This window comes from Pararhizobium sp. O133 (assembly GCF_051669845.1).
In the GTDB taxonomy this organism is placed as follows: Bacteria; Pseudomonadota; Alphaproteobacteria; order Rhizobiales; family Rhizobiaceae; genus Pararhizobium.
In genome coordinates, this window is sequence record NZ_CP196427.1 from 453569 (window position 1) to 465704 (window position 12136).

The 12136-nt window shown below is 60.4% G+C and carries 10 protein-coding genes; 2 read left to right on the forward strand and 8 right to left on the reverse strand.

Going from position 1 to position 12136, the window contains the following annotated elements; all coding sequences use genetic code 11:
• From ACST81_RS24505 to ACST81_RS24530, 6 genes are all read right to left on the reverse strand, one after another.
• On the reverse strand, nucleotides 1–1074 hold the full coding sequence (locus tag ACST81_RS24505) for an ABC transporter ATP-binding protein (RefSeq protein ID WP_438754076.1): 1074 nt from the start codon (nucleotides 1072–1074) through the stop codon (nucleotides 1–3).
• Between the two features lie 4 nt (nucleotides 1075–1078).
• Nucleotides 1079–3007, reverse strand: coding sequence for a glycoside hydrolase family 127 protein (locus ACST81_RS24510; RefSeq protein WP_438754078.1), 1929 nt, complete (start codon nucleotides 3005–3007; stop codon nucleotides 1079–1081).
• Nucleotides 3008–3030: 23 nt separating this feature from the next.
• Entirely contained in the window at nucleotides 3031–3894 is an 864-nt protein-coding gene (locus ACST81_RS24515; protein WP_438754630.1) for a carbohydrate ABC transporter permease, read from the reverse strand.
• An 11-nt stretch (nucleotides 3895–3905) separates the two neighbouring features.
• A complete protein-coding gene (locus tag ACST81_RS24520) occupies nucleotides 3906–4823 on the reverse strand; it encodes a carbohydrate ABC transporter permease (protein ID WP_438754079.1) in 918 nt (305 codons plus the stop codon).
• Between the two features lie 76 nt (nucleotides 4824–4899).
• Nucleotides 4900–6138, reverse strand: a complete 1239-nt coding sequence (locus ACST81_RS24525) for an ABC transporter substrate-binding protein (protein WP_438754081.1) — start codon at nucleotides 6136–6138, stop codon at nucleotides 4900–4902.
• A gap of 42 nt (nucleotides 6139–6180) precedes the next feature.
• Nucleotides 6181–7206: a LacI family DNA-binding transcriptional regulator gene (locus ACST81_RS24530; protein WP_438754083.1), complete on the reverse strand. Its 1026-nt coding sequence runs from the start codon at nucleotides 7204–7206 to the stop codon at nucleotides 6181–6183.
• A gap of 825 nt (nucleotides 7207–8031) precedes the next feature.
• On the opposite strand from ACST81_RS24530, the gene ACST81_RS24535 reads away from it, so the two are divergent.
• Together ACST81_RS24535 and ACST81_RS24540 are read left to right on the forward strand one after the other, a co-directional pair.
• On the forward strand, nucleotides 8032–9324 hold the full coding sequence (locus ACST81_RS24535) for an NCS2 family permease (protein ID WP_438754085.1): 1293 nt from the start codon (nucleotides 8032–8034) through the stop codon (nucleotides 9322–9324).
• Between the two features lie 259 nt (nucleotides 9325–9583).
• Nucleotides 9584–10042 carry a hypothetical protein gene (locus ACST81_RS24540; RefSeq protein WP_438754087.1) on the forward strand — a complete coding sequence of 153 codons (459 nt, stop codon included), beginning with the start codon at nucleotides 9584–9586 and terminating at the stop codon, nucleotides 10040–10042.
• A 38-nt stretch (nucleotides 10043–10080) separates the two neighbouring features.
• Here ACST81_RS24540 and ACST81_RS24545 read toward each other — a convergent pair whose 3' ends face one another.
• Nucleotides 10081–10566 (reverse strand): ureidoglycolate lyase, encoded by a 486-nt coding sequence (locus tag ACST81_RS24545; protein ID WP_438754088.1) that lies wholly within the window; start codon nucleotides 10564–10566, stop codon nucleotides 10081–10083.
• A gap of 10 nt (nucleotides 10567–10576) precedes the next feature.
• Nucleotides 10577–11995 (reverse strand): allantoinase PuuE, encoded by a 1419-nt coding sequence (gene puuE, locus ACST81_RS24550; protein WP_438754090.1) that lies wholly within the window; start codon nucleotides 11993–11995, stop codon nucleotides 10577–10579.
• Nucleotides 11996–12136 lie beyond the last annotated feature (141 nt).

Sequence of the window (12136 nt, forward strand, 5' to 3'; positions counted from 1 at the left end):
TCAGGTGACGCGGCGCCCTTCGTGATCGAAGAGGCGCCGTTTGGCTATCTCGGAGGACAGCCGCACCGTGCTGCCGGCCTCGATCGGCTCGGCGCCGCGATGTTCCGCCGTGATTGGCTGACCATCGGCCAACTGGCAGTACAGGTATTGCGTGCCGCCGAGATATTCGAAGAAATCCACCTTGGCATCCAGCCCTTCGGCGGCGCTTCCGCTGACGACCAGATGCTCCGGGCGGATACCGAAGCTGACGGCTTCGCCTGGATGTAGGGTCTCTGCCGTAACCGGAACGCTCATTTCGGTCTCGCCGAGCCGCACCTTGCCGTTGCCGCTCCACTGCGCGTTGAGCAGGTTCATGCGCGGCGAGCCGATGAAGCCGGCGACGAACAGATTGGCGGGATTTTCATAGATTTCGCGCGGACTGCCCGTCTGTTCGATGCGGCCGTCGCGCAGCACGACGATCATGTCGGCCAGCGTCATCGCTTCCGTCTGGTCATGGGTGACGTAAATCATCGTATTGCCGAGCTCGCGGTGGAGCCGTGCGATCTCGATGCGCATGGAGACGCGCAGTTCCGCGTCAAGGTTCGATAGCGGCTCATCGAACAGGAAGACATCCGGCTTGCGCACGATGGCCCGCCCGATCGCCACGCGCTGGCGCTGGCCGCCCGAGAGCTGGCCGGGCCGGCGCTCGAGCAACGGATCAATCTTCAGGATCGCCGAGGCCGCTTTCACGCGGGCCTCGATCTCCGTCTCCGGTGTGCGCGCCATCTTCAGCCCGAACGCCAGGTTTTCCCGCACGCTCATATGCGGATAGAGCGCATAGGACTGGAAGACCATGGCGATGCCGCGATCCGACGGATCGAGATCGGTGACATTGCGGCCCTTGATCTCGATTTCGCCGTCGGTCACCTCTTCCAGTCCGGCGATCATCCGAAGCAGAGTCGACTTGCCGCAGCCGGACGGTCCGACAAAAACCACGAAGGAACCCTCCGTGATCTTCAGGTCGATGCCGTGGATTACCTCGAGACTGCCGAAGTTCTTGCGGATGTCGGTGAGAACAACACCGGTATCGGACATGGTCTTATTCACCGTTCAGTTCACCCGCTCTGACCCAGACGAGCATTTCGCCGGGCTCCCGGTTGTCCCAAAAAGGATAGGGTACGAAACGCGCCGTTCCCTTTTTCGTGCTTGGCGGTGTCGTGCGATACAATGCGGTGCCCCAGTCGGGTTCATCGCGCTTGACCGGGATATCGATCGCCACTGCGCCGCGCAGCTCGGCGATCTCGGTCGTCTTTGCCGCAGCAAGGTTACCAGTCAATTCGATCGCGTTCAATTGCTTGCCATTGTCGGTCGCCTCGACACAGTAGACGAGCGGGCCGCGCATCAGGGCCGCGCGACCGGCATCCTGTCGTACCAGCGGGTTGGCGAATAGCGCGCGGGGGCTAAGCGGAATATCGAGGTCGATATGATCGCCGCTCGCCCAGTCCCGCTCGATCCGGGCATAGCCATCGATCGTCACCGAGGCTAAATCAACCGCCTTTCGGTTGACCTTCAAGGTCGAGCCATCGGCCCATTCGGGAATGCGCAGCGAGATGGCGAAGCGGCCTGTCTTGTCGGTCTGCACATCGAAACGGATCGCACCGTTCCACGGATAGTCGGTCTTCTGCTGCAACTCGATTGCCGTGCCGCCGATATCGAAGCGCGCCTTGCTCTCGCCGTAGAGATGCACGGCAATCTCATCCTCGGACACGGCATACATGTAGGAGCCGATGGAGGCGAGAAGACGGGCGATGTTGGGCGGGCAGCAGGGGCAATGATGCCAGACCCAGCGATGATGCTTGCCGCCGCTTTCCAGCGGGTTCTCGTAGAAGAACGTCTTGCCATCGAGCGACAGGCCCGACATGGCGCCGTTATAGAGCGCCTGCTCCATGATGTCGGCATAGCGGCGGTTAGGGCCGCGCCCGAGCATGCGATTGGCCCAGAAGACCAGGCCGACGGATGCGCAGGTCTCGGCATAGGCGCTTTCGTTCGGCAGGTCGTAGTAATCGGTGAAACCCTCGTTCGAAGCCGCCGGGCCGATGCCGCCGGTCACATACATCTGCTTGGTCGTCAGGTCGTCCCACAGCGTTTCCAGCGCCTGCGTCAGGCTGTCATCATTGTACTCGGTGGCGATGTCGGCCATGCCGGAATAGAGATACATGGCGCGCACGGCGTGGCCGACGACCTTTTTCTGATCGCGCACTGGCTCATGAGCCTGGCCATATTCATAGGTCTTCTGGTGGAAATCCTCAGCCGAACGATGATCGCGGATCGCTTCACCGGTGAAGAAGTGCGGCTCGGTGCCGCGCTCGTCGATGAAGAATTTGGCGAGATCGAGATATTTCTTCTGGCCGGTGACGCGGGCGAGACGCACCAGCGCCAGTTCGACCTCCTCGTGACCGCAATAGCCGCGAAGCTGGCCTTCACCACGGCCGAATACCTTGATCAGATAGTCGGAATAGCGGCACATGATATCGAGCAGCTTGCGCTTTCCGGTTGCCTGGAAATAGGCGACGGCGCCCTCGATCAGATGGCCGGCGCAATAGAGTTCGTGATGGTCGCGCAGGTTGGTCCAGCGCCGCTCCGGCTGCACGCGCTGGAACCAGGCATTGAGATAGCCGTCCGCGTCCTGCATCTTCTCGTACATGTCGATGATTTCATCGACGCGTGCTTCAAGCTTCGGATTGGCCCGACGATAGAGCGAATAGGCCACCGTCTCGATCGACTTGCCGAGATCCGAATCCCAGAACATCTGCGTCGTGCCGCCCCAAGGCTGGATCGGGATGACGATGCCGGGGCCGGGCTTGCTCACGTCGATCGCATCGACCATGCCGGCCTCGACGCAGCGGTCGAGCAGCGTTTCAGCCGTGGTGTCGCAGATCGCTTCCTGCCGATCACCGAACAGGCCTTGGATATCGACGCTCGGCACGGGCAGGGGGCGGAACTGGCGGTCTCTTTTCATCGTGTTCATGGCTTCATCCGTTTTCTTTGAGATCATTTCACCGCGCCGGCCATCAGCCCGCGCATGTAGTAGCGTTGCAGCAGCAGGAAGACGATCAGGCAGGGCACCGTCATGACGGCGACGCCGGCCTGCACCGCCCCCCAGTTGACCGCGCCGAGACGACCGGCGCGCACCGCCATCATCAGGACGGGCAGCGTGTATTTGTCGTTGCTGGACAACAGGATCAGGGCGGCAAGAAACTCGTTCCAGGCGTTGAGGAAGGCAAAGATCGCCACGGTCGCGACGCCCGGCAGCACCAGCGGCAAGAGCACGCGCACCAGCAACCGGAGGTCCCGCGCACCGTCTATGCGGGCCGCTTCCTCGATCTCCTTCGGCACGGCGTCGAAGGCGTTGCGCATCATGAAGACCGAGAATGGCAGCTGCAGCGTCACATAGACCAGCGTCAGCCCGAGCAGCGAATTGTTGAGCCCCAGCTTGGCCAGAATGATGAACAGCGGCGTCAGAATCGACTGGAACGGGATCATCAGCGTGGCGATAACAAGCACGAACAGCACGTTCTTCAGCGGAAACCGGTAACGCGAGAAGCCATAACCGGCGAGCAGGCTGACGGCGACGGTCAACACGACCGTCGCGAGAGATACCAGCAGCGAATTGATCGTGTGCTGCCAGATGCCCGAGCCGAACGTATTGAGTGACAGGTAGGAATCGACGCTGATGCCCGAGGTCGGCCAGGGTGGCAGCGGCGGCAGGCGGGCTTCCGTCCCATGTCGGAATGAGGCCAGAAAGGTGATGACGAAGGGCGCCAGGAAGAATAGGCAGATGGCGATGCCCGTCGCATGATAGGCACTGTTGGCCCGGAAAGCTCTGGCGGCACGACGCTTTTTCGAAAGGCTCATGGTGGCGGCGTTCATGGCCGTTCCTCCCCGACACGCAGCAGCCAGAGCTGGACGACGCTGATCACGACCAGGATCGCGAGAAGGGCAATCGAAAGGGCGGCGCCATAACCGAGGTTGAAGGACACGAAGGACTGGTTGAAGATGTAGTAGACCACCGAGATCATCCGGTTCTGCGGCCCGCCCGAGGTCATGATGTAGAACTGGTCGAAGGCGAGGATCGAACCGGTGACGGAAATGATCAGCGCCAGCGCGATCGTCTTGCGCATCAGCGGCAGCGTCAGGTGGCGAAAGCGCTGCCAGCGTCCGGCGCCATCGATGCGGGCGGCCTCCGTCAGTTCCGAGGGGATGGCCTGCAATCCGGTCAGCAGGATGATCATCGTGAAGCCGGCGATTTTCCAGACGACCATGACGATGATGGTGAGAAAGGCGCTGTCGAATGTGGCCAGCAGGTTCGGGCTCTTGTCCACCCATCCGAGCGCTTTCAGCGCCGGACCGATGAAGCCGCTGTCGACATTGGCAAGCCAGACCCAGAGCAGCGAGGCCGTGGCAAGGCCGACGACGACGGGCAGGAAGATGATGGTGCGGTAGGCGCTGACGAAGCGCCGCTGTTTCTCGACGAAGATCGCCAGCGGAAAGGCGACGGCGAAGATCGCGATCGTGACGATCACGGTATAATAAGCGGTGAACTGCAGGGCCGAGACGAAGCGGGCATCATGGAACATGCGGACATAGTTCTTGAAGCCGATCCAGCGCGTGCCACCCATCAGCGGCCAGTTGTGCAGGCTCATCCAGCCGGTGAAGATCACCGGCATGACGAAGAACAGGATGACGAGTGCCATCGCCGGCGCGATATAGACAAGGCCGCGCCAACCCGATCTGCGCCGTCTTTTACGCCGAGGCGACAGGGTCTCCGAACCGGAACCGGTCATCAGGAATGCTCCGCATGAAATTCAGGAACTTGACCGGGAGGCGGCTTTTCCTCCCGGCCACAGCAGCCGGGGGAGATTACTGGCCGCTGTCGATGATCGACTGCATTTCGCCCTGGGCATTCGAGAATGCGCCATCGACGTCATCGCCGAAGATCGCGGCATTGGTGAAGCTCGCCCAGGGGCCATTGGCGCTGTTGATCAGATCATTGAACTGCAGCGTATAGGGCGTCTTGGCGACCGCGATGGCCTGAATGCCAACCTGCAGGCGTGGATCGAGACCTTCCAGCACCTTGTCGGCGATGTCGCCGCGGGTCGGCAGGCTACCGTATTTCGCCATGATCTTCTGGCCGTCCTCGGAATAGATATATTCGAGGAATTCCTTCACGGCAGCCATTTTCGGCGTGCCCTTGGTGATGACGAAATTGTCGCCGCCGGCAAAGGAGGATGTTCCGCCTGTCGCGCCGGGAATGAGCGTCACGCCGAAGTTGATGTCCGGATGTTCCGTCACCAACGAGCCGATGGCAAAGGCGCCGAGGCTCTGCTGGCCGATCTTGCCATTGGTGAAGGACAGGAAGTTCGCACCATTGTCGCTGGCGGCGCTGGCAGGAACGAGGTCCTTCTTGACCATGTTGCGATAGATATCGATCGCCTTGCGCATTTCCGGCGTATCGAGTGTCGCCGTCTTGCTGTCGGCCGACAGGATGTCTGCACCTGAACCCCAGACGAGCGGGGTGAAGGTGAAGATCATGCAGCCGCCGCAACCGCCGCCGGAAAAGTAAAATCCGTAATTGTCGTCACCGAGCGCGCGGATCTTCTCTGCATTGGCGGTGATTTCATCCCAGGTCGTGGGGGCCTTTTCCGGATCGATGCCAGCTTTTTTGTAGAGGTCCTTGTTCCAGGCGAAGACGGATGTCTCGACCGAGAGCGGCAGGCCGTAGATGCGGTCCTGATAGGTGCCGAGCTTCACATGCGATGGCGACAGCGAATTGAAATAGGGCAGGGACTTTGCCCAGTCCGTCAGATCCTCGAGCTGGCCGGCCGCTGCGAAGGCCGGATTGTAGATCAGGTCCATCGACAGCGCGTCGGGCGCCTGTCCACCGGCAATCGCGGTCGCATATTTCTGCACCAGTTCCGAGAACGGCACTTCGGTCATCGCGACCTGGTTCTCATGGCTGGAATTGTAGGCTTCGACAGTCTTCTTGAACGATTCGCCGATACCGGAGCGAACCCACATTTCGACCTTTTCGGCCGCCGATGCGCTGGCTACCAGGCACAGGGTCGCGACGCTGGTGGCCGCCAATAAACGCTTGATCATGACACTCCTCCCAATTTGACGCCATCTCCTCCGGCGCCTTGTTCATTCCCTCGGGGTCTTGCCCCCGCATGACTGCCGGACGACCAGCCGGCATGGCAGTTTCCGTACTCCCGGCTCGACAGGCCGCCCCTCCGCGAGCGCGAGAACGGTCAATCCGGCCTGACGCCCGAGTTCCTTCAGTTCCATGTCCACCGTCGTCAGCGGCGGCCGGGTCTGGGCCGCGACAATCTCCCAATTGTCGAAACCGATGACCGACACATCCTCCGGCACCTGGATGCCGCGTTCGCGCAAGGCATCGACGGCACCGCGGGCGATTTGATCGTTGCCGCAAAACAGGGCGTCAGGCTTCTCTCCGGCACGCGTCCACAAGCGGTCGACCGCGTCATGACCCCAGCCTTCTGACCAGATGCCATAAAGAACCTGTTCGCCGTCACCCGCAGCAGTGCTGTAGGCATCGGCGCGTTCACGCACCGAGAAGAACTCTTTAGGGCCGGTGACATGGACGATCCTTCGCCGACCGTTCGACTGCAGCCACTCCACCGCTAGGGTTGCACCATGCGCATCGTCCGACCGGAAAGTGACGCTATCAGGCGTGCCTTCCGTGAAAGCGTAGACGACCGGCACCGGCAGGTTTGACAGATCGACCGGCAGTTGCCTGTCCAGCCGCTTGCCGCTGGCGATGATGCCATCGACCTGCTTGTCGAGCATGGCTTCGACATGGATCTGCCCAAGCGCCGGATCATCCTCGATCGCGCAGAGGAAGACCGAAACGCCGTGATCCACCAGTGCTTCCGAGACACCTGCCATGACCGGCAGAGTGAAGCGGCCGTAGGTGTCATTGGTCAGCAGCCCGATCGTGAAGCTGCGCTTGCTGAGCAGACCCCGGGCAAGGGCGTTCGGCCGAAACCCGATCTCGCTTGCCACCCGTTTCACCCGTTGGCGCGTTTCGTCTCCCATGCGCCCGTTATTGTTTAGCGCCTTGGAGGCCGTCGAAATGCTCACACCTGCAGCAGCCGCAACATCGTGAATCGTAATCCGCTTTTTGCTCCCTCCGGTATCCAGTCTCATGTCCTCCTGTTATTGTGAGAAAACCTTTCACCAATCAAACTGTCAACTGAAAAAACGTTTTCTCATGCTTATTTCTTACATCGACAACACGACGTCTGGATTCGAGGAACGGGAGAGGAGTTGGCTATGACAAGCGTTACTCAGAAAAACCGGAGGCTGGCGAGCCATCTGTTGCGCGCATAGCGCATGGCTGCATTGCAAAAATCTGCCTATGATTTAAGCGTAATCAATATATAGTCAAATTATTGAAGCAATGCACCTCCTCCCGCAAAGCTTCGATATTGTAAGTGCCTTCACTCCTCCTCCCAGAGGGTACTTGCGGAATGGCAACACTCCTCCTCCCAGTTGCCGTTCGGTTCTATTCGAAAGCCTGCCGCACCTCCTCCCGCGGCAGGCTTTTTCGATTCTGGGACCTTTTCAAGTCGGCTTGACTTTGCCGCGAATGCTCACAAGATGACGGCCAGGCGAGTGGCCGGCTGACTCCGTTTCGGAAAGCTCTCGGCATCGAACCGGCAAATTTCCAGCGACTGTTTTGCTTTGGCGCGGCCTGGATTGCTCCCCAAATTATTCTCCGAAAAATTTGAAAGTCTTTCGTTTTGGGCGTTGAAATGGACGACTAGCGATCCGCGGCGCGAAAACGCACAATCATGAAACCGTGAATGAGGCGTGTCCGGCTCCCGCAAAGGGAGCCGGTTCCTGATCGGGCAGAGGCCCCGGCAAGTCGAGATGGCTTGAAAATCGGTAAATGAAGGCCGCGACCGGAGGAGTAAGGCGGGGCGGCCATGGCGTTTGCCGGGATCGGAGATCCTGGCCAAGGGAGGAACTATGTTTGAACGGCTCTTCAAGCTGACTGAGCACAATACCACGATCCGCACCGAGCTGATCGCGGGCCTGACGACATTCCTGACGATGTCGTACATCATCTTCGTCAATCCGGACATCCTGTCGACCACCGGCATGGATCGAGACGCGATCTTCGTGGCGACCTGTCTCGCTGCGGCCCTCGGCTCGATCGTCATGGCGCTAGTCGCCAACTGGCCGATCGGCATGGCGCCGGGCATGGGGCTCAACGCCTTCTTCGCCTTCACCGTCGTCGCCGCCCTCGGCTTCACCTGGCAGCAGGCGCTGGGTGCCGTCTTCATCTCGGGCCTGATCTTCGTGTTCCTGACGGTGACGGGCATCCGCAGCTGGCTGATCCAGGGTATTCCGCATTCGCTGCGCAGCGCCATCGCTACCGGTATCGGCCTGTTCCTCGGCATTATCGCGCTGAAGAATGCCGGCATCGTCGTCGACAATCCGGCAACGCTGGTCGGGCTTGGCAGCCTCAAGGAGACCGGGCCTCTGCTGGCGATCTTCGGCTTCTTCGTCATCGCCGTGCTGGATGCGCTTCGGGTGCGCGGCGCGATCCTGATTGGCATCCTGGCCGTGACAGTGCTGTCATGGATTACAGGTGTCAGCCAGTTCCAGGGCATCGTCTCGATGCCGCCGAGCATGGCGCCGACTTTCCTGCAGCTCGACATCGTCGGCGCCCTGCATGGCGGCCTCATCCATGTCATCCTGGTCTTCGTTCTGGTCGAAGTCTTCGACGCCACTGGAACGCTGATCGGTGTCGCCAAGCGGGCGAACCTGATCCAGGAAGGCAAGCCGAGCCGTCTCGGCCGCGCGCTTCTCGCCGACAGCACAGCCATCGTCGCAGGCTCCCTGATGGGCACCAGCAGCACCACCGCCTATGTGGAAAGCGCCTCCGGGGTGCAGGCCGGCGGCCGCACGGGCCTGACGGCGCTCGTCATCGCCGTCCTCTTCCTCGCCTCGCTGTTCATCTCGCCGCTTGCCGGCTCCGTGCCGACCTATGCGACAGCCCCGGCACTACTTTATGTCGCGGGCCTGATGATGCGCGAACTGACGGAAGTAGACTGGGAAGACCTGACGGAGGCTGCCCCGGCAGCACTCACCGCCCTTGCCATGCCCTTCACCTACTCGATCGCCAACGGCCTCGCCTTCGGCTTCATCAGCTATGTGATCCTCAAGGCCTGCACCGGCAAATGGCGCGCCATCCATCCGGCCACCCTGATCGTCGCAGCGCTGTTCGTCATCCGCTTCGCGTTCTTCGCGGAGTGAATGAAGAGGCACGACGGGTAACGATCGCCGTTTTTCGATGCTTCCCGGATTAGCAAAGGTCGGGCCGCATATCTTGCGGCCCGACCTTTCCGTTTTGGACCACTGGTCGAAGACCGCTCGATCAATGTGAGCACCAGAACATGAAAATGAATTGTAACCTGAGAGGCTATCGTTGAATTATTGTTGGCCGAAGACGTTTTGATCTCGTACGTTTCATTTGCGCACAACAAGCAGCTTTTGCATTTCGACGGTTATAATCATGCCTGCAGCATCCCTTAGTTTCGTCCGACTCAACAAAGACTGGAACGCTGAACCAAACGCGCCATTTGCGGAAATCGGAACCTCCGGTTCGATGGTACAACTTCGATTTCTGCTCAATCCATGGGCTTATCAGGCCGACGAGGGCGAGGTGGGATATCTTACGTTTGAAGGATGCAAGCTATGGCGTTTTGGCCTGACAAACGACGAGGGCTGGTATCGAGGACAATGCCGATACAGCAAGCTGGCTCCCAAATGGGGTCAATTTTATGAGCTGATCGGTGAAAATACTCTTAGGATGCAACCTGACGATTGGCAGGTGCCACCTTATCCCGGCAAGGGCGGCAGACACTATTTGTTCTATCTGCGAGATGACACGTTTGAGTGCCTCGCGGGCGACTGGATATTTGAGCGTGGAACCCCAAAGATTGTGATTCCACTTTTCAGCCCGGAATACTGAGCTTGGTAGAACAGCTGCAACCGCAACGAAAAGTACGCTCACCGGATCAGGAACGGCATCTCATAAAAATGCTCTTCCAGATTGACGCCCTCGCCGCCGCGATCGACGACGGCGAAATCGGAGATGCCGTCGAGCGGCGTCAGGATGCCGTGCCAGATGTTGCGGCCGATATTGACGCCCTGTCCAGGGGCAGTCCTGAACGCGATCGGCTCGCCGGGTCCATTCGGCGTCTCCGTCGCCACGACGACGAGGAAGGGATGCTCGCTCAGGGGAATGAAGGCCTGGCTGCCGAGGGGATGGCGCTCGACCATGCCGAGTTCCAACGGCAGCGGATAAGGTTCGCCGCGCAGCAGGCTGATCATCGGCCTCGCCTTTTCCCCGGTCGTTTCGATCTTTGCCAGATCGTGGTAGCGAACGCATTTGCCGGCATTGATGGGAAAGTTCGGCGCACCTTCGGTTTCGAGCACCTCGCCGAACGGCGCGAAAGCATCACGGGTCAGGGGCTGGATATCGATCGTCTTCATCGTCGTCCTCTCAGTTCGGCAGCATGTCTGTCAGGCGCAGCAGGGCGATCCGCTCGACCTGCCGGCAGGCCGTCGAGAATTCCGTCTGCCAGTCATTGCCGATCCGCCGCTTGAAGGCCGCCACAATGTCCGCCTTGCCAAGCCCGCGCACGGCGATGATGAAGGGAAACCCGAAAGTCTTGACGTAGCGGCCGTTGAGGATGTTGAACTCCTCGCGTTCGCCATCCGTCAGTGCATCGAGCCCGGCGGAAGCCTGTTCGTTGGTCGAGCTTTCGGTCAGCCGTTTGGCCTGCGCCAGTTTACCCGCCAGATCCGGATGGGCGTTCAACACGGCCAGCCGCTCCGCTTCGCTCGCGGCACGAAACACCGCCGACAGCGCCGCGTGCAGGCCGATCGCCGTATCGTTGGCAGCCCCCAGTTCGCCGGCAAAGGCGCGCTTGGCGATCCAGTCGGAATGCTCGAAAACACCGCCAAAGCGGGCAACGAAAACCTCTTCCGAAAGACGCGTAGGGCGGTCTGCATTCGGCAGATAAGGAAATGCCTTTGCCCAGTGCTCGGCTATATCGATACGCCGCGCGAGCCAGACCTTGTCGTGGCACTTCACATAATCGATGAACCGCATCAGCGCCGCCGCGCGTCCCGGCCGCCCGGCGAGCCGGCAGTGCAGGCCGATATTCATCATCTTCGGTGCACCTTGCGCCCCTTCGGCATAGAGCACGTCGAACGTGTCTTTCAGATAGCTGAAGAACTGGTCGCCGCTGTTGAAGCCCTGCGTCGTGGCAAAACGCATGTCGTTGGTATCGAGCGTATAGGGGATGACGAGTTGATGTTTGGCGCCATGCTCATGCCAGTAGGGCAGGTCGTCGGCATAGCTGTCGGAAACATAGGCGAAGCCGCCTTCCTCGGTCACCAGATCGACGGTGTTTTCCGAACAGCGCCCTGTATACCAGCCGCGCGGCCGCTCGCCGGTAACGACCGTGTGCAACTGGATCGCTTCAGCGATCTGCTTGCGCTCTTCGGTCGGGTCCATGTCCTTGTGCTCGACCCATTTCAGCCCGTGCGACGCAATTTCCCAGCCTGCCGACTGCATCGCCGCCACTTGCTGCGGCGAACGCTGGAGCGCCGTCGCCACACCATAGACGGTGACCGGAATATTCCGCTCGGTCAGCAACCGGTGCAGCCGCCAGAACCCGGCGCGGGCACCGTATTCATAAATCGATTCCATGTTCCAGTGGCGCTGGCCGGGCCATGCGCTGGCGCCGACGATCTCCGACAGGAAAGCTTCTGATGCGACGTCGTCGTGGAGCACGCAATTTTCGCCACCCTCCTCGTAGTTGACGACGAACTGGACGGCGATACGGGCGCCGTCCGGCCAGGTGGCATGGGGCGTCACGGCGCCGTAGCCCTGCAGATCGCGGGGATATCTCATGAAGTCAGTCCTCCCAGATATGTGATTGACCGATTTCTAACCGAAAACGCGCGCGCCATTCCCCCTCAAAAATTTGAAAGTCTCGAACGATCCACCCGCTACCGCAGGGAAGTGGACTGCCCGATAGTGGCTGCACGAATG

What these genes read in the sequence shown, in the direction of transcription:
- ACST81_RS24505 (WP_438754076.1), bottom strand. Translation starts at nt 1,074, where the DNA reads ATGTCCGATACCGGTGTTGTTCTCACCGACATCCGCAAGAACTTCGGC.
- ACST81_RS24510 (WP_438754078.1), bottom strand. Translation starts at nt 3,007, where the DNA reads ATGAACACGATGAAAAGAGACCGCCAGTTCCGCCCCCTGCCCGTGCCG.
- ACST81_RS24515 (WP_438754630.1), bottom strand. Translation starts at nt 3,894, where the DNA reads ATGAGCCTTTCGAAAAAGCGTCGTGCCGCCAGAGCTTTCCGGGCCAAC.
- ACST81_RS24520 (WP_438754079.1), bottom strand. Translation starts at nt 4,823, where the DNA reads ATGACCGGTTCCGGTTCGGAGACCCTGTCGCCTCGGCGTAAAAGACGG.
- ACST81_RS24525 (WP_438754081.1), bottom strand. Translation starts at nt 6,138, where the DNA reads ATGATCAAGCGTTTATTGGCGGCCACCAGCGTCGCGACCCTGTGCCTG.
- ACST81_RS24530 (WP_438754083.1), bottom strand. Translation starts at nt 7,206, where the DNA reads ATGAGACTGGATACCGGAGGGAGCAAAAAGCGGATTACGATTCACGAT.
- ACST81_RS24535 (WP_438754085.1), top strand. Translation starts at nt 8,032, where the DNA reads ATGTTTGAACGGCTCTTCAAGCTGACTGAGCACAATACCACGATCCGC.
- ACST81_RS24540 (WP_438754087.1), top strand. Translation starts at nt 9,584, where the DNA reads ATGCCTGCAGCATCCCTTAGTTTCGTCCGACTCAACAAAGACTGGAAC.
- ACST81_RS24545 (WP_438754088.1), bottom strand. Translation starts at nt 10,566, where the DNA reads ATGAAGACGATCGATATCCAGCCCCTGACCCGTGATGCTTTCGCGCCG.
- puuE (WP_438754090.1), bottom strand. Translation starts at nt 11,995, where the DNA reads ATGAGATATCCCCGCGATCTGCAGGGCTACGGCGCCGTGACGCCCCAT.